18 protein-coding genes and 1 pseudogene are annotated in these 19,974 nt (G+C 59.6%); 8 read left to right on the top strand and 11 right to left on the bottom strand.

What is annotated here, in order from left to right:
* Nucleotides 1-78: 78 nt before the first annotated feature.
* Entirely contained in the window at nucleotides 79-1,818 is a 1,740-nt protein-coding gene (locus ACZY0R_RS08050) for an IS1634 family transposase (protein WP_488857910.1), read from the top strand.
* Nucleotides 1,819-2,458: 640 nt separating this feature from the next.
* On the opposite strand, the gene ACZY0R_RS08045 is transcribed toward ACZY0R_RS08050, so the two are convergent.
* From ACZY0R_RS08045 to ACZY0R_RS08025, 5 genes are all read right to left on the bottom strand, one after another.
* Nucleotides 2,459-3,796, bottom strand: coding sequence for an IS110 family RNA-guided transposase (locus ACZY0R_RS08045; RefSeq protein WP_488857909.1), 1,338 nt, complete (start codon nucleotides 3,794-3,796; stop codon nucleotides 2,459-2,461).
* Between the two features lie 262 nt (nucleotides 3,797-4,058).
* Entirely contained in the window at nucleotides 4,059-5,339 is a 1,281-nt protein-coding gene (locus ACZY0R_RS08040; RefSeq protein ID WP_488857908.1) for an MgtC/SapB family protein, read from the bottom strand.
* A 53-nt stretch (nucleotides 5,340-5,392) separates the two neighbouring features.
* Nucleotides 5,393-5,893 (bottom strand): TPM domain-containing protein, encoded by a 501-nt coding sequence (locus ACZY0R_RS08035; RefSeq protein WP_488857907.1) that lies wholly within the window; start codon nucleotides 5,891-5,893, stop codon nucleotides 5,393-5,395.
* Nucleotides 5,893-6,744, bottom strand: coding sequence for a TPM domain-containing protein (locus ACZY0R_RS08030; RefSeq protein WP_488857906.1), 852 nt, complete (start codon nucleotides 6,742-6,744; stop codon nucleotides 5,893-5,895). Before ACZY0R_RS08030 ends, ACZY0R_RS08035 begins: the two co-directional genes overlap by 1 nt.
* Complete coding sequence (locus tag ACZY0R_RS08025; RefSeq protein ID WP_488859574.1) at nucleotides 6,741-7,361, bottom strand: LemA family protein; 621 nt, start codon at nucleotides 7,359-7,361, stop codon at nucleotides 6,741-6,743. Before ACZY0R_RS08025 ends, ACZY0R_RS08030 begins: the two co-directional genes overlap by 4 nt.
* Before the next feature lie 287 nt (nucleotides 7,362-7,648).
* On the opposite strand from ACZY0R_RS08025, the gene ACZY0R_RS08020 reads away from it, so the two are divergent.
* From ACZY0R_RS08020 to ppk2, 7 genes and pseudogenes are all read left to right on the top strand, one after another.
* Entirely contained in the window at nucleotides 7,649-8,830 is a 1,182-nt protein-coding gene (locus ACZY0R_RS08020) for a methionine adenosyltransferase (RefSeq protein ID WP_488857905.1), read from the top strand.
* Between the two features lie 355 nt (nucleotides 8,831-9,185).
* Nucleotides 9,186-9,488: a hypothetical protein gene (locus ACZY0R_RS08015; RefSeq protein ID WP_488857904.1), complete on the top strand. Its 303-nt coding sequence runs from the start codon at nucleotides 9,186-9,188 to the stop codon at nucleotides 9,486-9,488.
* 37 nt (nucleotides 9,489-9,525) lie between these two features.
* The gene (locus tag ACZY0R_RS08010) at nucleotides 9,526-9,792 is read left to right on the top strand and encodes a DUF2933 domain-containing protein (protein ID WP_488857903.1); all 267 of its coding nucleotides are present in this window, start codon (nucleotides 9,526-9,528) and stop codon (nucleotides 9,790-9,792) included.
* On the top strand, nucleotides 9,792-10,457 hold the full coding sequence (locus ACZY0R_RS08005; protein WP_488859572.1) for a methyltransferase family protein: 666 nt from the start codon (nucleotides 9,792-9,794) through the stop codon (nucleotides 10,455-10,457). The genes ACZY0R_RS08010 and ACZY0R_RS08005 overlap by 1 nt, the downstream gene beginning before the upstream one ends.
* Nucleotides 10,458-10,501: 44 nt before the next feature.
* A complete protein-coding gene (locus ACZY0R_RS08000) occupies nucleotides 10,502-10,834 on the top strand; it encodes a DUF5676 family membrane protein (protein WP_488857902.1) in 333 nt (110 codons plus the stop codon).
* An 82-nt stretch (nucleotides 10,835-10,916) separates the two neighbouring features.
* A pseudogene (gene ftsH, locus ACZY0R_RS07995) lies at nucleotides 10,917-12,861 on the top strand (ATP-dependent zinc metalloprotease FtsH).
* On the top strand, nucleotides 12,842-13,645 hold the full coding sequence (gene ppk2, locus ACZY0R_RS07990) for a polyphosphate kinase 2 (protein WP_488857901.1): 804 nt from the start codon (nucleotides 12,842-12,844) through the stop codon (nucleotides 13,643-13,645). The pseudogene ftsH and the gene ppk2 overlap by 20 nt, the downstream one beginning before the upstream one ends.
* Nucleotides 13,646-13,787: 142 nt before the next feature.
* Here the strand turns inward: ppk2 and ACZY0R_RS07985 are convergent, their stop codons facing one another.
* From ACZY0R_RS07985 to ACZY0R_RS07960, 6 genes are all read right to left on the bottom strand, one after another.
* Nucleotides 13,788-16,244, bottom strand: a complete 2,457-nt coding sequence (locus ACZY0R_RS07985; RefSeq protein WP_488857900.1) for a heavy metal translocating P-type ATPase — start codon at nucleotides 16,242-16,244, stop codon at nucleotides 13,788-13,790.
* 91 nt (nucleotides 16,245-16,335) lie between these two features.
* Nucleotides 16,336-16,797 carry a cupredoxin domain-containing protein gene (locus tag ACZY0R_RS07980; RefSeq protein ID WP_488857899.1) on the bottom strand — a complete coding sequence of 154 codons (462 nt, stop codon included), beginning with the start codon at nucleotides 16,795-16,797 and terminating at the stop codon, nucleotides 16,336-16,338.
* Nucleotides 16,798-16,871: 74 nt separating this feature from the next.
* On the bottom strand, nucleotides 16,872-17,816 hold the full coding sequence (locus ACZY0R_RS07975) for a copper resistance D family protein (RefSeq protein ID WP_488857898.1): 945 nt from the start codon (nucleotides 17,814-17,816) through the stop codon (nucleotides 16,872-16,874).
* The gene (locus ACZY0R_RS07970; protein WP_488857897.1) at nucleotides 17,816-18,190 is read right to left on the bottom strand and encodes a copper resistance CopC family protein; all 375 of its coding nucleotides are present in this window, start codon (nucleotides 18,188-18,190) and stop codon (nucleotides 17,816-17,818) included. Before ACZY0R_RS07970 ends, ACZY0R_RS07975 begins: the two co-directional genes overlap by 1 nt.
* Before the next feature lie 70 nt (nucleotides 18,191-18,260).
* Entirely contained in the window at nucleotides 18,261-18,614 is a 354-nt protein-coding gene (locus tag ACZY0R_RS07965; RefSeq protein WP_488857896.1) for a copper-binding protein, read from the bottom strand.
* 67 nt (nucleotides 18,615-18,681) lie between these two features.
* Nucleotides 18,682-19,974 (bottom strand): multicopper oxidase domain-containing protein, encoded by a 1,293-nt coding sequence (locus ACZY0R_RS07960; protein ID WP_488857895.1) that lies wholly within the window; start codon nucleotides 19,972-19,974, stop codon nucleotides 18,682-18,684.

The raw sequence follows: 19,974 nt of genomic DNA, 5'->3' as shown, positions 1-19,974 counted from the left end.
TTTTGGGGTGCATATGTACCCATGTAAATACATTATATTAGCCTTGTTTTTTGCTGAATATGTCCAATAATGGTGTTCATGTATATCGAACACGTCCCCAACCGCAATTCCCCGCCGGCGATCCTGCTGCGCGAGTCCTATCGCGAAGGCAACAAGGTCAAGAAACGCACCCTGGCGAATTTGTCCGCACTGCCGCCCGAGGTGATCGAGGGCTTGAAGGTCTTGCTGCGCGGCGGGGCGGCCGTGGCCTCGGCCGATGAGGCCCTGGTGATCGAGCGCAGTCTGCCGCACGGCCATGTGGCCGCCGCGCTCGGTACGGCCCGCGCCTGTGGCGCGCAACACTGGTTCGCGGCGGCGCCGGGCCGCGTGCCATCCCTGGTCATGGCGCTGCTGGTGGCACGCCTGATTTCGCCCGCCTCCAAGCTGGCCACGCACCGCATGCTGCAGCAAGAGACCGCGGCCCATTCGCTGTCGCGCATGCTCGGCATCGGCGATGTGGAGCCCGAGGAGTTGTACGCCGCGCTGGACTGGCTGGGAGAGGCCCAGGAAGCCATCGAGAAGCGCCTGGCGAAGCAGCATCTGGCTGGTGGCACCCTGGTGCTCTATGACCTCACTTCCACCTGGCTGACCGGGCGCTGCTGCGACCTGGCGGCCTACGGCTACAGCCGCGATGGCAAGCGTCACGAGCCGCAGATCGTGTTCGGTCTGGTCTGTACGCCGCAAGGGTGTCCGGTGGCGGTCGAAGTCTTCGCCGGCAATACTGCCGATCCGAGCACGGTGGCGTCTCAGGTGGAGAAGCTCAAAGACCGTTTCGGCATCGAGAAGCTCGCCTGGGTAGGGGACCGGGGGATGCTGACGCAAGCCCGTATCGACACGCTGTTGCGCCCGGCAGGACTGGACTGGGTGAGTAGCCTGCGCGCCCCGCAGGTAGCTGAACTCGCCCGCGAACAAGGCCCCTTTCAGCCCTCGCTGTTCGATGAACGCAACCTCATCGAACTCACCAGCGAAACGTTTCCTGGCGAGCGACTGGTGGTGTGCCGCAATCCGCTGCTGGCCGACGAACGGGCCAGGAAACGCGAGGCGCTGTTGCAGGCCACCGAACAGGAGCTCAACAAGATTGCCGAGGCCACCACGCGCGCACGCAACCGGCTCAAGGGCACGGAGGCGATTGCCCTGCGCGTGGGCCGGGTCGTCGAGCGCTTCAAGATGGCCAAGCACTTCGAGCTGACCATCACCGACACCAGCTTTGCCTGGGCGCGCAAGACGCTACAGATCGAGCAAGAGGCGGCACTCGATGGCCTGTATGTGGTGCGCACGAGTTTGCCGGCGGCGCAACTGTCAGCCGAGGCGGCCGTGTCGGCCTACAAGGGCTTGGCGGCGGTCGAGCGAGCGTTTCGTTCGCTCAAGACCATGGACTTGCACGTGCGCCCCGTGTTCCATTGGAATGCCGAGCGCGTGCGTGCTCATGTCTTTCTGTGCATGCTGGCCTACTACGTCGAATGGCACATGCGCGAAAAATTGAAGCCGATGCTGTTTGACGATGAATACATCGAGCTAGCGCGCGCTTCCCGTGCCTCGCCCGTGGCCAAGGCACGGCGTTCGGAACAGGCGAAAGCCAAGGACGCCACCAAGCGCACCGAGGATGATCTGCCCGTCCACAGCTTGCGCACGTTGCTCGGTGATCTGGCCACGCTCACCTACAACATCTGCCACACGCCGCTGAATCCGGAGGCCAAGATCATCATGACCACTCGGCCAACGCCCATTCAGGACCGCGCCTTCCGCCTCCTCGGTATCAGCCCGGCAGCCCTTCTGTAGCACCTGTACCCAGCAAGCCCTCGCTACGCACTCGCATAACTGCGTGGAATCAACACCTTACGTTCGCAGTGAACTCAAAGTTGGGACTAGTCGCAGCCACAAACAAATCAAGTTTGCAGCCTACAGCGCACCAATTGCTTCACAACGCGATGAAATGTCGAATGCAAGACTTATGCGGATATTGGCGCACTTTCAGACACAATCCGACGCGCCATCGAACTATGCCGGGTTGGCATTGGCGGACAACGGCCTTGGTCACATGGTCCACTCTACTTGACGGCAATAAGTGAATGATGCAACGCATCGGATTGGCAGACGAGGGCGGCGCTGCGCCGCACCATCGTCGGTATGGCGAACGCGACGTGATGCAAAGCAGTAATGCGTCCGTCTAGTTCCAGAGGAGAACCATTGATGGCAAGCTCTTGAGCGCGAAAATCAATGCTTTCTTCTGCCTACCCTAGCAGCCTTGTAAGGCCTCGCAGACTGACACCGAATAACGGCTTCGCGAGGCAATAGTTGAGTTGGCTGAGGGAGTCGGCGTTGCCGAACGTCGATAGCACCCACGAACTAACACCCACTGTAGTTTTCCATGATGAGCGCACCTCCGCTCATGAGAAACAATTCGGGCAGCACGGTTTTTTCAAGCCGGCTGAACGGCTTGGGTGATCTGGAAACCGAGGGCAGTCGCGCGGCGCCGGAGCGCGGCGATGCTGCGCTGGCGCTGCTGCTCTTCATAGTGCTGCTGGCCCTGGTCGACGAAGGCCTCGCCGCGGGTCAGCATGAAGTACACCATCCGCGCGAGCTTGTGGGCGACGGCGGTATTGGCACGGGGCTTGTCCATGCGACTACACAGCCGGCGGTAGAAGGCGCCGAGCGCCGAGCCGTTGCGCGACAGGCTCATCGCCGCCAGCTTGAGTGCCTGGCGCACCCGGTTGGTGGAGCGCCGGGTGCGCGCGCTGAGCACCTTGCCGCCACTAACCTTGGTGCCGGGGCACAGTCCCAGCCACGAACAGAAGTGCTTGACGTTGGTAAAGCGGCGCAGGTCCGGGCCGATCTCCGAGAGGATCGTCAGCACCGAGGTGACCGCCAGGCCATTGATGCGCGTCAGGTCCACGCCCGCCCAGCGCGCCAGCGCGGTGCGGGCATCAAACGTCGGGGTGTTCTTGCCGCGCCGCTTGCCCGGCCCGCCGAGTTCGACCTCGTGACAGCCCAGCGGCGCGAGCAACGCCTCGATCTTCGCCTCGCACTCGAGGATGCGCTGGGCCAGGCTGTCGAACATCGCCAGGGCCTGCCCGAGCACGAACAGGTGCTCCTCGCGCCAGTTGCCCGTCAGCGCCCGCTCGATATCGCGCTCGCTGGCCTTGACGCGCCCATGGCGATGCCGCGCCAGTACTTTGGGGTCACGCTCGCCCGCCACAATCGCCCGCACGATGGCCTGCCCGGTCATGCCCATCACGTCGGTGAGCACCTCGCTGAGCTGGAGGTTCATCTGCACCAGCGCCTTCTGCATGCGCTGCACCCAGTCGGCCTGCTCGGCCAGCAGCACCTCGCGCTGACGCGCCACCGCGCGCACCACACAGACCTCATCGCCGGGGCGCCAGGCCGCGCGCAGCAGCCCCAGGCTCATCAGCTTTTGCAGCCACTGGCAGTCCTGCACGTCGCTCTTGCGTCCGGGCACGTACTTCATCTGCCGCGCATCGACCAGCCACACCGTCAGCCCGCGCCGCTCCAGCACCTCGTACACCGGGATCCAGTAGACCCCGGTGGACTCCAGCGCCACCGTGTCCACCCCGCACGCCAGTAGCCAGTCGGCCAACGCGTGCAGGTCATCGGTCATCGTGCCGAATTCGCGCACCGGCTCGCAGCCGGCTTGCTCGGCCAGATGCCGCGGCACGGCCACCCAGTGGCTGGACCCGCCCACATCGATCCCCGCCGCGTTCGGAAACACCTCGTCGTCGTCTCGCTTGCGCATCGCCATCGCTTGCTCCAAACTGGTTAATGGACGGCAGCGCCATGGGAAACGTCGAAATTGACTCGATCTCATGAACGGGATGCGGCTCGCGCCGCTCACCACTGTCGCCGACGAATCCCGGACCATGCTCTCGTGCGGGCTCACTCCACGGCGTGTATGCCGCGAGCGCGCACCATTGGTCTGTCGGTCATCGCAGCGCTGCCGTTCACCGGTATAGCTCATCTCGGTTTCTCCGCCAACGCCGGGCCCGGCACGGGCTTGGAATGCTCTAGAGAAAACGAATCATTGCTGCCAGGGTCGCACCACCAGCCAGCATGCCTATAGCATAGGCCTTGCACACTGTTCGCCCTACCAGGGGGCCGCCAGTGACCCAAGCAATCGACGCCTTGGTGAGCATGTTGGCAAGGACGGCCAGGCTCATGGCAGTGACCACCGTAGCCGTCGCAATTCCTCCTGAGCCGTGGATGCGCGCCAGGGAAATCACGATTGCATCGACATCGGCAAGGCCTGAAGCCGCCGAGAGCGCATAGATACCACCTGCGCCCAGCCACTGCTTAGCAGCAGGCACCAGGATTGCCATGACAGCGAGAAAAGCGCCAAAACCGAGCGCCGTACCCAAATCGAAAGGCGCCATCGGAGCAATCTCCGCATCACTGGAGGAAGCTCCGGAGAACCGCCGCCAAAGCAGCAAGCCCAATCCAAGCAGAACAGTGCCGGTCACGACCAAGGCACTCCCAAAGGTCATCACGAGTGTGGGTTGGATTACCCCCAGCAAGACGGTCATCCTAAAAAACATCACGCCGCATGCCCCCACAGCTCCTGCGGCGCATGCACCTTCCAAGGACGGTTGGAGCTTCGCATAGCGAGCCAACGTCAACGTCGCGGCGGTCGACGAAGCGAGTCCGCCCAGCAGGCCGGTCCACAGAACGCCCCGTCGCGACCCCGTGACGCGCATTGCCACGTGCCCGGCCATGGAAAGGCCGGCAATTAGTATCACCGCCCACCAAAGCTGATACGGACTCAAAGTGCCGTAAGGGCCCAATCCGGCGTTTGGTAGATTGGGCAGAATGACCACGGAAAGGACTAGCAGTTGCAGCGCTGCCGTTAGCTCGCGATGCTCAATCAGCCGTAGCCAGCCGTGCAATGTCGGCTTCATGTCCAAGAGGACAGCCGCAAGCACGGCGGCTCCAAGCGACAACGCAATCGCTCCGCTCGCAGCAAGAGCGCCCAGCGCCAGTGTCAACAGCATCGCAACAGCACTTGTCGCACTCAGGTTGCCGGACGATTTGGCTATGTGGCTGTATGACACTGCGAGCAGCATCGAGATACCCAACAATCCACCGACCAATGGCCATGCGCCAAATTGCGGCAACAGAATGCCAAGAACGCCGCCCAGAAGCCCTGTCAAGGCAAAGGTGCGAAGGCCAGCGACGCGGCCACCTTCAGGGAGCTCGCGTTCATGCCATCCGCGCTCCAAGCCGATTAGCAGCCCAATCGTTAGTGCTGCACCCAAGCCAGCCGCGTCGGGAGGAATTCCGAGGACTGTCAACGTCGCTCCTTTCCCATGAGAACCTGGCCTGCCCGAGGCGGCATTCCTGCGACTCAGAGAATCACTGGCCTGTCGCTCAGCTCGTCCTCACCACTGGCCTGCGCGGGAAAATGCCTGTCCAGATGCTGGCTGATGGCTTTTATGCCGGCGATGACTCCCCGTTGATACTCAGCGCGTCGGAAGGCAGCCTCCATTTCCCTGCAAACCACATCCCACTCACCGGGCTCGACCTTCGCGTGGATGCCACGGTCGGCAACAATTTCGACGCTATGGTCTGCCAGCAACAGGTAAATCAGGACACCATTGTTATGTTCCGTATCCCAGACGCGCAATTGAGAGAAGACTTCCACTGCACGCTCACGCGCCGAGAGCCCCTTGAATAGGCTCGTGGCGCTCAACGCGCCCTCCAGAGCAAAACAGAGCTGTCCGATATGTGTCGACTCGCTTTCTGCAATGGCTTGCTCGATTGCGCGCAGGATTTCCTGCGGGAAGGCCCGCCTGACCTGCCAGTGCGTCATCAGCAGATGCCTCACGATGCGTTTGACGTCTTCCATCACCACTTGCCCGAGGCACCGCCGCCGCCAAAACCACCGCCACCGCCGCCGAATCTCCCAGGGCTCGAGCGGCCACCATATCTTCCAGAGCGACCACCGATACCCAGCAAGCCCATGTTCGCGCCGCCCAGCAGCGTGAATAAAATCGCGATTGCCGCTGCAACGATGCCAGCAAAGATAGCGCCGGAAAGCATCCACGCGACCACACCGACGGCGCCACCGGTAGCGACTGCACCCGGGAATCGCCCCAGCATGGAACGCAAAAATCCACCCAGAACCAGCGTGAGCACAAGAAGGATTGGCATCAGTTGCCGGACGGGGTCACCCCTGTCCCCCGCTGTTCCTTTGGGGGCTGGCAGAGGCTCTCCCTGGATGACCCCAAGCATACGGTCGATGCCCGCAGACACGCCGCCGTAAAAATCGCCCTGCTTGAATCGAGGCACAATATCTTCACTGATGATGCGCTTGCTTGTGGCGTCAGTCAGGACGCCTTCGAGGCCGTAGCCCACCTCAATACGAAGCGTGCGGTCATCCTTGGCAATAATGAGCAGCGCGCCGTCATCGACGCGCTTGCGTCCCAACTTCCATTGCTCGACAACGCGAAGCGAATATTGCTCGATGGTTTCCGGTTGGGTGGTGGGAACGATGAGAATCGCAACTTGAGTTCCTTTCTTTGCTTCGAAGGCCTGCAACGTCTGGTCCAGGGACGCCTGCTGCTCGCGCGTGAGCGTACCGGTCAGGTCCGTCACTCGCGCAGTCAATGACGGAACGGCAACCTCGGCAATGGCGCCGAACGACACAAAGGCTGTCAGCGCTAGAAGCAGGCCTCGTGCGGCCGAGAGCAGGTTCACTTGGCACCCTCAGGGGCGCTGGCCGGCGTCGCACCGAATCCAACTTGCGGTGGCTTGGCGATGCCCGCTTCGTCGGCGACACTGAAATTCGGCTTTACCTTATAGCTAAACACCATCGCCGTCAGATTCGAAGGAAACGCTCGCACGGTCACGTTGTAGGCTTGTACGGCCTGAATATAGCGATTTCGTGCAATGGAAATCCGGTTCTCAGTGCCTTCGAGCTGGGCCTGCAGGTCGCGGAAACCAGCATCCGCCTTCAACTGAGGGTAGTTCTCTGACACGGCGAGCAGCCGGGACAGGGACCCGGAGAGTTGTTGCTGGGCAGCCTGGAACTGAGCGAAGGCCTGCGGGTCGTTGAGCAGTGCCGGCGTGGCCTGGATGGAGCCGACTCGAGCACGGGCTTCAGTCACCTGCGTCAGGACCTCCCGTTCATGGCTTGCATAGCCTCTGACGGTATTCACCAGATTTGGCACCAGGTCGGCGCGACGTTGGTACTGGTTCACCACCTCGGACCAGCCCGCCTTAACCTGCTCATCCTGCGACTGGATGGTGTTATAGCCACATCCCGTGAGGCTCGCTGCGAGCAATACAACAAGCACCGACCATATCCTGCGCACGAGACACCTCCGTCCTTTGGCGGCCTTCCTGACAAGCCGCATGATTCCAATAATCCACTAAAAATCCCTGCGAGGAGCACGCGCCGCCGCAAACGGGGTTTCCACGTTCATCCTAGGCTGCGTGGATGACAGGTATCTTGATTTCGCTCAACAACGGGGTACTTGCGCACACGCAGGGTTTCCAAGACGACGAGCCAATTACGGTCAGGTCCGCCGAACCACATGCATGGGCGCCTCCGGGCGAGGCATAGAATGACTACAGGGTGACCGCGCGAAGGAGGTTTGACATGCTGACTTCGGAGAAAATTGCGCTCTCCGTCTCGAAGACACCATCACAGTGGGACGCGCGCACTGAGATGTGCGAGCACAAGGGTATTGGTCATCCGGATAGTATTTGCGACGGGGCGGTCGAGGCTGGCGCCCGCGCCCTATGCCGGGCTTACCTCGAAACCTACGGGTCAATCCAGCATTTCAATCTCGACAAGGCGCTGCTGATAGGCGGCATGAGTGCACCGAGATTTGGCTGCGGCGAACTGCTGCGCCCAATGCGATTGATAGTCTCCGGCCCGGTTACCGAACTGCCGTCGACCACGGCTGAAGCGGTCGTTGAGCAGGCCATTCGCGAGTACCTGACAGAGAGCTTAGGCGAGATTGGCCATCAGATTGGCATCGAGCCCATTCTGCGGCCTTCGGCTCCGAACCTCCGGCGGGTGACTGGCTCCTCGCTCCCACTGTCCAATGACACGTCTTTTGGTGTCGGCTATGCACCACATTCCAGCCTCGAAAGCTCGGTGCTGTCTGTCGCGCACCTTCTCGGCTCAAGTGGATTCAGGGACTCTTTCAAGGCGGCGGGCCGCGACTACAAGGTCATGGGTAGTCGACTGGATGCGCATCACCGCCTCACCATTGCCCTCGCGTTTGTCGACCGATATGTGCACGGCGTTGAAGAATACTTCACGCTGAAGAATGAAATCACGTCGCTCCTTGCCAGGCACATCCGTCCTTTATGTGAGATTGAAATCAATACCCTGGACGACCCCGGTGCCCGCGACGAAAGCGGAATCTACCTGACCGTCACGGGCCTGAGCGCGGAGCACGGTGACGACGGTGAAGTTGGTCGCGGGAACCGGGTGAACGGCTTGATTACACCCTATCGGCCAATGTCGCTGGAGGCCGCAGCGGGGAAGAACCCGGCTTCGCATGTAGGCAAGCTCTACAACGTGCTAGCCCATCGGCTGGCAGCACATATTGAGGCCAACGTGGATGGCGTGGATGTTGTCATCGTCCGGCTCCTGTCATCGATTGGTCGCCCAATCGACCAGCCGCAACTGGTCGCCATCGATGTGGCGGCGGCAGATGGGCTCTCGGCCGCCCGGCAACAGCAAATCCGTTACCTCGTCGCGCAGCAACTGGCAGAGCTTCCTGCCTTGGTAAAGGAACTGGTCAGCGGCGCGGTGGCAGTCTTCTAGGTCCGCAACCCCGGCCAAGTCTGCCTGCTCGGGGCGGCGGAAGGACCGGGCGGGCCCCTTCAACGTCTGCTGCCCATTCTTGCCCTGTTCCCTATTCATTTGCGCCGCACCCGCGACACAAAAACATCGCAGCTGCAGCATTTCTTGATTGGCATCAAGAGAAAAACCCAGTGTGAGCCCATACTGAAAATGCAAATCATGCCTTGCAGGCAACTACTCGCCCAAAAGAGGGGTTGGAATGCCGAGCAGGTCCGCTACCCCCTATGGGGGCAAATACAGCGTTACCGACGAGCACACGGCCCCAGCGACCGCCGGTGTGCGGCGCACAAGCAAACCTTGCAAAGGCGGCCCGTAAATGAACTGGCTTACACAGAATCCGGCATGGCTCCTGATTGCTGCGGCATTGGCGCTATTGATGTGGCGCCTCTTCATGGCTCGCCGGAACAGCGAGCACAGCGACGCCTCGCACACAATCCAGGAGTATGGACAGGCTGAGCACGACCCCGTCACTGGTAACAAGGTCGATGCCGCCCACGCCATCACGGCAAATTTCGAAGGAAAGACTTTCTTTTTCGAATCCGAAGCTTCGCGGGCGGTTTTCCAGCAGGACCCTGCACGATACGTCCACCGGCACCACCGTGACCACGGCTGCTGTTAGCTGGAACCCAACAGAGCCCACTCCATCGGAGGATAGTGTGAACCACGACCACGACAATCATGAAAGGCCAGACGATTCACAACGAACGGTTTCAAGGTCCAGGGTTGTCCTGATTGGATTCTTGCTGGTGATTGCGTATTTCCTGTGGACAGAACACCGGGCGCACGTCATTCAGTTCTTACCGTTCCTCCTGCTGGCCGCCTGCCCATTAATGCATCTCTTCATGCATGGAGGACACGGTCACGGTCATGGCCACGGAAAGGATGAGGCACCCAGGGATATCAACACCAAGGGAGATCGATGATGCAACACGATACGCAAAGCGCCTATGGTTTATGGTCGTTAGTGATTATCAACTCCGCCGCCTTCATCATCTTCGCGTTCAGCTTCACAAAGCCCAAGACCACGCGTGACTGGCGCTCCTTTGGTGCGTTCTCTGCCTACATAGTGGCGCTCTTTACCGAGATGTACGGCTTCCCCCTGACCATCTATTTCCTCTTGCCGTGGCTAACGGCACGATTCCCGGGTGTCGATTTTCTTTCCCATGATGCAGGGCATCTTCCTGAAATGATGCTCTTCGGCTGGCGTGGCAACCCGCACCTTGGGCCGTTCCATCTCATGAGCGACATTCTGATTTTTGGTGGCTTCATCATGCTCTCTTCCGCCTGGCGGGTACTGTATCTGGCGCAGCAGGAACACCGCTTGGCCAGCACCGGGCTCTATGCCCGCATCCGGCACCCGCAGTATGTCGCGTTTGTCCTTATTATGTTCGGGTTCCTCCTGCAGTGGCCGACAATCATCACCCTTCTGATGTTTCCCGTGCTGGTCTGGATGTACATTCGACTTGCCAAGGCAGAGGAACGTGACGCGCTTGCGGAATTCGGCCAGGAGTACGAGGAATATTGCAGACGCACTCCGCCATTCATTCCGTACTGGGGCAACGACACACCGCGAACTACCCCACATTGAGTTCACTGCAGCACGGTGACTCTAACCGTCATCTGGAGCTTGCCATGAAGCCGTTCAGAACAGGTGTGACCTTATCGGCCACCGTCGTCTTCTTCTATGCGCTGTGCACGCTCATATGGCTGGCATTCCCTGATGCATTGATGAACTTCATGAACGTGCTCTTTAACGGGCTGGATTTCCGACGGCTTCAGACATCCCAACCGCTTACATGGTGGTCCGTCATCTATCCGGCCATCGTGTTCGCAGTCTGGGTTCTTCGCCGCCGGCGCATTCTTCGCGTGGTTACAGAATATGCTGCAAGGAGGCGACTGATGCACCAACCCAACCGAATCCAAAAGAGAACCACGGCAGCCTCCCGTCCCCACCTCCCTACCTAGCTTTATCTCTGGACCGACTCCCAGCCGCCACACGGTTTTGGACGTCGGACTGTGCTGTTTGCTAAGAAGATGAAAGGCCCCCATGGAACCCCGTCAACAGCAGTTTTCCCTCTGGTATGTACTCCTGGCAGCCATGATGATGCTCGCCATACAGACATACATACATAGGCACCACTCATATCGAAACTCTGCCGTACAGCGATTTCAAGGTCCTGCTCAAGGCTGGCAAGCTCAAGAATGTTGCACTCGGAGAAGGGACCATCACGGGTACGCTCAGCACCGAGGGAATCGATAAATTTCTCCCCAAGCAGCAGGTCGACGAGATGCTGCGCGAGGGGAAAGGCGACCATCAGTTTTCCACCCTCCGGGTGAATGACCCCAATCTGGTTCAGGACCTCGAAGCGGCCAAAGTACGCTTCGTCGGGGAAGCTGACACTAAGTGGATTGGTATCCTGCTCTCGTGGATTGTGCCGGCCCTCCTGTTCTTTGCAATCTGGAGCTTCATGATTAAGCGTATGGGTGGTGCTGCCAGCGGGATGCTGGAGATTGGGAAGAGCAAGGCCAAGGTCTATATGCAGAAAGAAACTGGCGTGACCTTCGTCGATGTCGCTGGCATCGACGAGGCCAAGGAGGAGCTCTCCGAAATCGTGAACTTCCTGAAGGACCCTCAGCGCTACAGACGCCTCGGCGGCAAGATTCCAAAGGGCGTGTTGCTACTAGGGGCACCGGGAACCGGCAAAACGCTTCTCGCGAAAGCCGTTGCCGGGGAAGCTGGTGTGCCGTTCTTCAGCTTGAGCGGTTCCGACTTCGTTGAGATGTTCGTTGGTGTGGGCGCTGCACGGGTGCGCGACCTGTTCAATCAAGCCGAGAGCAAGGCACCGTGCATTATCTTCATCGACGAACTCGACGCGCTGGGCAAAACCCGAGCGTTCAACGCAATGGGCGGCAACGAAGAGCGCGAGCAGACGCTGAACCAGCTGTTGGTGGAGATGGACGGCTTCGATACCAATAAGGGGGTCATCATTATGGCGGCCACCAACCGCCCTGAAATTCTGGACCCCGCGCTGTTGCGTCCCGGACGATTTGACCGCCATGTCGCACTCGACCGTCCCGACCTGAAGGGGCGCGAACAGATTCTCAAGGTACACGTCAAAAACGTTGTCCTCGCCCCCACCGTTGAGCTCACAAAGTTGGCGGCGCGCACCCCTGGATTCGCCGGCGCCGACCTCGCCAACCTGGTCAATGAGGCAGCGCTGCTGGCGGCTCGCAAAGGTAAGGACGCGGTGGAGATGCAGGACTTTGACGCGGCGCTGGACCGCATCGTGGGCGGCTTGGAAAAGAAGAACCGTGTGATGAATCCGCAGGAGAAAGAAACCATCGCCTACCACGAAGCGGGTCATGCCATCGTAGCGGAGTGGCGGCCTCGCGCTGACCGCGTTTCGAAAGTCTCCATCATTCCACGTGGCGTGGCCGCGCTTGGTTATACGCAGCAAACACCGACGGAGGACCGCTATCTACTGAAGCAGAGCGAACTGCTTGACCGGCTTGATGTGCTGCTCGGTGGCCGCGTCGCCGAGCAAATTGCTTTCGGGGATGTGTCGACCGGTGCACAGAACGATTTGCAGCGCGCCACAGACATGGCGCGCCAGATGATTACCCAGTTTGGGATGAGTGAACAGCTTGGACTCGCAACCTATGAGGAAATGCGAAATCCCATGTTCATGGGCACTGGCATGATGCCGCGAGAGCGCAAAGAATACAGTGAAAGCACGGCGCAGATGATTGATGCCGAGGTCAGACAGATTCTGGCCGATGCGAACGGGCGCGTGAAGCAAACACTGTTGGCAAGTCGAACTAAACTAGACGCACTGGCGAAGCTACTGCTCGAGCAAGAGGTCGTAGATCGGGTTGCGCTGGACTTGCTCCTTTCCGACAAAGTTACCCCGCTGACACCAGGGAAGCACTCTGTAGAGGCTGCCGAGACGCCGGGCTTACGGAACCGGAACAATGAAAACGAAGGCACGTAATCTTGGCTACGAGGCTGAAGTCAGTTCCATTTCGCATGACGAATATGAAGAGGAACTGCATTTGCTTCAGATTGAGTTAGTGAAGCTGCAAAAGCACTTCCTTTGCTGCAACGACAGGATACTGGTCATTGTTGAGGGGCGGGATGCCTCCGGGAAGGATGGAACGATTAAGCGCATCGTTGAGCATCTCAGTCCGCGTGAAACTCGTGTTGTCGCCCTCGGAAAGCCATCCGACCGCGACCAAGGCTCATGGTATTTCCAACGCTTTGCGGCGGAATTACCTGCCGCCGGAGAATTTACGCTCTTTAATCGCAGTTGGTATAACCGGGCAGGTGTCGAACACGTGATGGGATTTTGCACTGACGCGGAACACGAGGAATTCATGTCCAGCGTCCCGGAATTCGAAGGCATGCTGGTGCGCTCCGGCATTCGCCTCATCAAATACTACCTGGACATCACCAAACCAGAACAGAAGAGGCGACTTGAGGACCGGCGGCGCGACCCTCTGAAGCAGTGGAAGATAAGCCCAATCGATGAGCAGGCAGTCGCGCTCTGGAACAAATACAGCAAAGCTCGAAACGAGATGTTTGCTCGCACCAACGCTGTCGTGCCATGGAACGTCGTCAGCGCAGACGATAAACGCCTGGCGCGCCTCAATGTCATCAAGGATTTGCTGCATCAGCTTCACTATGCGAACAAGGATGAAGAACTGATTCGTCCAAGCCGGCAGATAGTGTTTCCCTATGCGGACGAACACCTGCTGAGCGGAGCCATTGCGAAATGAGCCGATAGCCACACATGGCAGTGCCTGCCTAGGGGGCCAGATGAAGACCAGCATCATTGAAATCGGCGGGCTGCTATCCGTACTGAGTGAGCGCGGGGTGGAAAAACAGTTGTCCCGACTACCGGCACTGGTGCACGATGCATTAAATCTTCGCCTTCCGCAGTCGTAATGCATTCGAGACTACCGAGGCAGAACTGAGGCTCATCGCCAGCGCAGCAATCATGGGGGATAGCAACCAACCGGTAGACGCGTACAACACCCCTGCGGCCAGCGGCACGCCCAAGGCGTTGTAGACAAAAGCGAATCCGAGGTTCTGCTTCATATTCCAGATTGTTGCCTCAGACAACTCCCGCGCGCGGGCGATGCCACGCAGGTCTCCTTTTACCAGCGTCACTTGCGCACTGTTCATCGCGACATCGGTACCCGTACCCATGGCAATGCCCACGTCGGCCTTCGCGAGCGCCGGTGCGTCGTTGATGCCGTCGCCGGCCATCGCAACAACTCTGCCTTCTGCTTGGAATTTCGAGACCAGCGCCAACTTATCGGCTGGCTTCACCTCGCCGTGGAATTCATCAATGCCGAGCTTTGCGGCCACGGATTTGGCCGTCACCACGCCGTCCCCGGTGGCCATCACCACCCGAATGCCCACCTCTCTCAGCCTGGCGAGCGCCTCGGGCGTAGTGGGCTTCACAGGGTCTGACACCGCGAGAATCCCTGCTAGCTTTCCATCGACGGCAAGATACATGACGCTGGCACCCTGAGCGCGTAGCGTGTCACCGTCGCCAGCTAGGGAATCGGTACCAATACCGTCGGCCTGCATCAACGCTGTGTTTCCGAGCGCTAGCTTCCTGCCCCCAACATTCCCCCGCACCCCGATGCCCGTGCTCGATTCGAAGTTCTCTGCCTTCTTGAGTGCTAGATTGCGCTGGCGAGCCGCCTCCACAATAGTGGCAGCAAGGGGATGCTCGCTGCCCTGATCGAGGCTCGCGGCCAGCCGCAGTACCTCCTCTTCCGTGAAACCGTTTGTGCCTATCGCGCGCTCGAACGTTGGGCGCCCTTCAGTCAGGGTGCCGGTTTTGTCGACAATCAGCGTGTCCACCTTGCGCAGATTTTCAATGGCTGCCGCATCACGGAACAGAATACCGTTCGAGGCACCCTTGCCACTTGCCACCATGATGGACATTGGGGTGGCCAGACCAAGCGCACAGGGGCATGCAATGATGAGCACGGCGACGGCATTGATGAGTCCATACACCCAGCTCGGCTCTGGACCGAAGAAGCCCCAGGCTAAGAATGTAATCATTGCGATACCGACCACCGCCAGAACGAACACCCCAGCAACCTTATCGGCCATCCTCTGCATCGGCGCCTTGGAGCGTTGTGCCTGTGCGACCATCTGGATGATTTGCGACAGCACGGTCTGAGAGCCGACTTTCTCGGATTTGATGACCAAGCTGCCTGAAGTGTTCATCGTCGCGCCGATGACGTGGTCGCCAACCCGCTTGGTAACGGGAATCGGCTCGCCGGTAATCATCGATTCATCCAGCGAGCTCGTGCCTTCAATAACAACTCCGTCCACCGGCACTTTCTCGCCTGGCCGTACGCGGAGCGTGTCCTCAACATGGACGTGCGTCAGCGGCACGTCTTCCTCGGTGCCATCCGCATTGATGCGTCGCGCTGTCTTTGGTACCAGACCTAGCAGCGACTTGATAGCAGCGGACGTTTGCGACCGTGCCTTCAGCTCCAGCAACTGGCCAACCAGCGTCAGCGAAATGATGACGGCGGCGGCCTCGAAATACACACCGATTCGACCATGGGCCGCAAAGGCCTCGGGAAAGACTCCAGGAGCAACCGTTGCAATCACGCTGTAGAGATACGCAGCGCCGGTGCCGAGCCCAATCAGCGTCCACATGTTCGGACTGCGATTGATGAATGACTGTATGCAGCGCTGGAAGAACGGCCGGCCCGCCCAGAGGACCACGGGAGTGGCGAGAACCAGCTCCACCCAACTCTGGGTAGACACCTCCATCAGGTCAATCTGATGCCCGAACATCGCCAGCACGAACACCACGACCGTAAGCGGTAGCGTCCACCAGAAGCGATGACTGAAATCCGCGAGTTCTGGATTTTCTTCCTCGTCCAGACCGGGGATTATCGGCTCCAGCGTCATGCCGCACTTCGGACAGTTCCCCGGGTGGTCTTGCCGAATCTCCGGGTGCATCGGGCAGGTATAGATAGTACCTTCTGGGGCGGGGACAACCGGGGCGCCCACTACGGGAGCGATGTACTTCAGAGGCTCGGCCTGGAACTTCTTCTGGCATGCGTCACTGCAAAAGAAGTAGCGAACCCCATCGTGCTCGCCATGGAACTGCGAATCCGCCGTGACAGACATACCGCAGACCGGGTCTTTCTGTTGTGTCGTCGCGCCGGGGGTGGCGTGGCCATGGTTGTGCGTATGCCCTAAGTGGTCTTCAAGCGCGGAAGCACTGGAATTCCCGTGCTTCTGATGAGAACAATGGTCGTGCTCCTCACCCAGAGACTGCACACCGCCCGCATGATGACCGTGTGAGTCCCTATCCTTACCGAGTTCGTCGTTCATCTGAACTGCTCCAGGTTATTCGTCGCGCCGTGCTTCAACTTATTCTCTGTTCGCTGTCGCCAGCCTCGCACGCTCAAAACATTGAAATGAACTAACCTCGCTTACCGCTGCTTGCAGCGATTTCCGCGCTCATGCGCGGTCCTCTTTGGCGGCCGGGGACGCGCAGGCCCATAGCGGTGCCGCAAATACCAGACGAAGCATGCTCCATCTCCGGCGTGTTCAGCATCATGTGATAGTGTTCTTTCAACTCGCCCTCGGTTCCAAGCGCCATCTCGTGCCTGACTTTGCCAACGTTTCTTACATTGAAGCGAATAGTCTCCCCCCTCTTCACGGTAATTACGGCGGGGGTGAAGCGCATGTCGTCAGTCATATCCACATCGACGGTCCGGCCAACCTTCTTCGGGTCACGCGGCTTTCCAAAGGCTGTCACCCCACCACCACCATGCCCATGACAATGCCACCATCCCGGCTCACTCTCGCCGGCTAGGGCGACACTCGACAGTGCTCCCGCAACAACAATGGCAGCAAGCTGGAACTTCATCGCGAACTTCATTGAACCTCTCCTCCACTTGATTCCGGCTTGATTAGCGCTATTACGGGACGATGCCTAGTGACACGGCGGGCAACTCAGGACGTACCAGGCAGCGGGCTAGCCACCAGCACCGCAGCAGCGGCCAGTACCCCTCCTATCACCCAAGACTCCACATATAGAATGGTGCCAAAGCGTTTAATGTGGCGAACGAAAGACACGGATGACCCGCTCTTTAACGACGCCAACAAACGAGGCATTTCAAAGAACCGATTGTGCCCCCCGAGGGCCGCAGCAGCTACCACGAGGGAAACCTTCAGCACGAGCAGTTGCCCGTACGCCGAGTTGAGCAAATTGCCCGGCGAACCTACTCGTTGCCACCCGTTATAGGCTCCAGTGACAAAGAGCGTGAAAAGGGCGTACGTTGCGGTGTCCGATAACGATTGGATGAAAGACGCACTGTTCCGATGGTCGCTCTGTGCGGCCTCGTCCATCTTCGGCGCCACCATGAACGCAGCGACGGACACGATACCAAGCCAAACGCTGACGGCCAGAAGATGAATCCAGTCGGCCCAACCGGGCAGGCTGAAGGCTCCGGCGTCCACCGGATGGCCGGAATGGCTTCGGCTCAGGGCAAATCCCGCAAGCCCCAGCCACAGAGCCAGTTGGTAGCCAAAGGCTCTTCCGGTCCAGGGGAGGAATGACACGATGGCGACACAAAGCAGCAAGGCAGCGCCAATCCCCCAAGCGTGACCGAATTCCGTTGCCGCGAGCATCGAACGCACCGCCGGCCCGGCGTCAATCAGCGAAGATTCGCTCATCAGCGCGCAATGTATCCAGAAGGCGAGTACGCCCGACAGCAGCGCAACGATGGCACTTCCCCTGAACGCCCGCACCAACCTTCGGCTGACGTCGGCCTGCCACGAAGACGGGGAACTAGCCAGCCAGCGCTCGCTCAACAAGGTACCGACGAGCAAGGCAAAACTGAGGTTCTGCAGTGCCGTCAAAGCAAGCCGCAAGATGCCAAGGAAACCGTCATTCATCACTTCACCGCGAACTTATAGTCGCCCTTGACCTTGTGCCCGTCGTGCGTCATGACGGTCCAGCGCACGGCATAGGAACCCGACGACAGTTTCGGGACAGCAACCGTCAGCACACGCGGATTTGACGAGTCGACCTTGGCTTTCTCCTTGCTAACCACTGTGCCACTGGCGTCGGCAACGCTCACATTGCTGAATGCCGGCTCCAGGTCTTCGTTGAACGTCAGTCGAAGCGGCCCCACCGGCGCATCAACCGTGCTACCCGCAGCCGGGTCTGCGCCTTCGAGTTTGCCGTGCGCGAGTGCGATGGCAGGCGACAGTCCAATAGCGGCGGCGGTCGCAAGGCCCATCAGCGTCTTCCGGGTCAGTGCTTTCATGTGTATCTTTCCTCTATGGTTTCGGGGTACGTTACGGCGGCCGGGATGCGGCCGCACTTCGCAGAACCGGTTACTGCACCTGAAGCTTGGTAACGGTCAGTGCACCATTCAAATCCTCGGCAACAAAGTCAATCTTGTCGCCAACCTTTACCTGGGAAATCATGGCCGGCTCTTTGACCCTGAAGACCATTGTCATCCCTTCCATCCCGAGATTTTCCAGTGGGCCATGCTTGATGGTGAGCTTCCCGGCAGAGGTATCGACCTTCATGACCTCGCCGTGCGACATGCTCGCGGCAGTTGAGTTCGCCTTGTGAGCGGAGCTTCCGCTCATGTCCATGTTGCCCATGTCGCCTGCGGCGGCAAATGCGGAGGCCGAGCACGCGAGTGCCAAGCCAAGAACAATCGGTGCAAATCCCTTCTTCATGACTCTTACTCCAATAGTTGAACGATAGACGCAAGCCGGACATGCTCCGGCCCATTGATAATCAGCGTTACGACAAGTCGCCCGTGTACTCGTAGGCGACGGTCCCCTTGGGATGCTTGTACCAACCCGGGTCCTTGTAATCATTCCGCCCCAAACCTTCGCGCACTTTGAGGACAGTGAACATGCCGCCCATCTCCACCGGACCGAAAGGACCCTGTCCAGTCATCATCGGCAAGGTGTTGTCCGGCAAAGGCATCTCCATCCCCCCCATGTCCGACATGCCGGCTTCTCCCATGGCCATGTAATCCGGCACCAGCTTGTTCATCTTCTTGGCAAGGTCCTTCTGCTTAACCCCAATCATGGTGGGGACCTGGTGCCCCATGGCGTTCATCGTGTGATGCGACTTGTGGCAATGGAAAGCCCAGTCACCGGGATTGTTGGCCACGAACTCAATCGCGCGCATCTGCCCAACGGCAACATCGACCGTCACCTCAGGCCAGCGAGCAGCCTTGGGAACCCACCCGCCGTCCGTGCCCGTCACTTCAAAGTCAACCCCATGCAGGTGAATCGGGTGATTCGTCATGGTGAGGTTGCCGATGCGGATACGCACACGGTCGCCGAGGCGCACGGGCAGCGTATCGATACCGGGGAATACGCGACTGTTCCAGGTCCACATATTGAATTCGGTCATGGTGGCGACACGTGGCGTGTATGAGCCCGGGTCGATATCGTAGGCCGACATCAGGAACACGAAGTCGCGGTCAACTCGCATAAACGACTGGTCTTTCGGATGCACGACGATAAAGCCCATCATGCCCATCGCCATCTGTACCATTTCGTCAGAATGGGGGTGATACATGAACGTGCCGGACTTGCCCATGACAAACTCATAGACAAAGGTTTTTCCCGGCTTGATGTGCGGCTGCGACAGTCCACCCACACCATCCATACCGGAAGGCAGGATGACGCCATGCCAGTGAACAGTGGTGTGCTCTGGCAGCTTGTTCGTCACGAAAATGCGGACTTTGTCCCCTTCCACGCATTCGATGGTCGGCCCCGGACTCTGCCCGTTGTAGCCCCAGAGGTGGGCTGTCATCCCTGGTGCGAACTCACGCTCGACCGGTTCGGCAATGAGGTGAAATTCCTTCCAGCCGTTGCGCGTGCGCCAGGGCAACGTCCAGCCGTTGAGCGTTACCACGGGGTTATAGGGTCGACCCGATGAAGGAACGAGGGGAGGCTGCGTGGCAGCGCCGGATTGCAGAGGCGCTTCCGGCAGCGATGCCGCACCGGCTTTGGACACCACGGCGGCGCCGAGCATGGCGGCTCCGGAGCCTTGTAGGAATTGTCGACGGGAAACCAT

This window comes from Cupriavidus sp. F041 (assembly GCF_057814235.1).
Note: the sequence above shows the minus strand (reverse complement) of the source record. Positions and strands in the feature narration are given on the sequence as shown.

Bases quoted from the DNA above. Each gene is read 5' to 3' on its own strand.
- ACZY0R_RS08050 (WP_488857910.1), top strand. From the start codon at position 79: ATGTATATCGAACACGTCCCCAACCGCAATTCCCCGCCGGCGATCCTG.
- ACZY0R_RS08045 (WP_488857909.1), bottom strand. From the start codon at position 3,796: ATGGCGATGCGCAAGCGAGACGACGACGAGGTGTTTCCGAACGCGGCG.
- ACZY0R_RS08035 (WP_488857907.1), bottom strand. From the start codon at position 5,893: ATGGAAGACGTCAAACGCATCGTGAGGCATCTGCTGATGACGCACTGG.
- ACZY0R_RS08020 (WP_488857905.1), top strand. From the start codon at position 7,649: ATGCTGACTTCGGAGAAAATTGCGCTCTCCGTCTCGAAGACACCATCA.
- ACZY0R_RS08015 (WP_488857904.1), top strand. From the start codon at position 9,186: ATGAACTGGCTTACACAGAATCCGGCATGGCTCCTGATTGCTGCGGCA.
- ACZY0R_RS08005 (WP_488859572.1), top strand. From the start codon at position 9,792: ATGCAACACGATACGCAAAGCGCCTATGGTTTATGGTCGTTAGTGATT.
- ACZY0R_RS08000 (WP_488857902.1), top strand. From the start codon at position 10,502: ATGAAGCCGTTCAGAACAGGTGTGACCTTATCGGCCACCGTCGTCTTC.
- ppk2 (WP_488857901.1), top strand. From the start codon at position 12,842: ATGAAAACGAAGGCACGTAATCTTGGCTACGAGGCTGAAGTCAGTTCC.
- ACZY0R_RS07985 (WP_488857900.1), bottom strand. From the start codon at position 16,244: ATGAACGACGAACTCGGTAAGGATAGGGACTCACACGGTCATCATGCG.
- ACZY0R_RS07980 (WP_488857899.1), bottom strand. From the start codon at position 16,797: ATGAAGTTCGCGATGAAGTTCCAGCTTGCTGCCATTGTTGTTGCGGGA.
- ACZY0R_RS07975 (WP_488857898.1), bottom strand. From the start codon at position 17,816: ATGAATGACGGTTTCCTTGGCATCTTGCGGCTTGCTTTGACGGCACTG.
- ACZY0R_RS07970 (WP_488857897.1), bottom strand. From the start codon at position 18,190: ATGAAAGCACTGACCCGGAAGACGCTGATGGGCCTTGCGACCGCCGCC.
- ACZY0R_RS07965 (WP_488857896.1), bottom strand. From the start codon at position 18,614: ATGAAGAAGGGATTTGCACCGATTGTTCTTGGCTTGGCACTCGCGTGC.
- ACZY0R_RS07960 (WP_488857895.1), bottom strand. From the start codon at position 19,974: ATGGTTTCCCGTCGACAATTCCTACAAGGCTCCGGAGCCGCCATGCTC.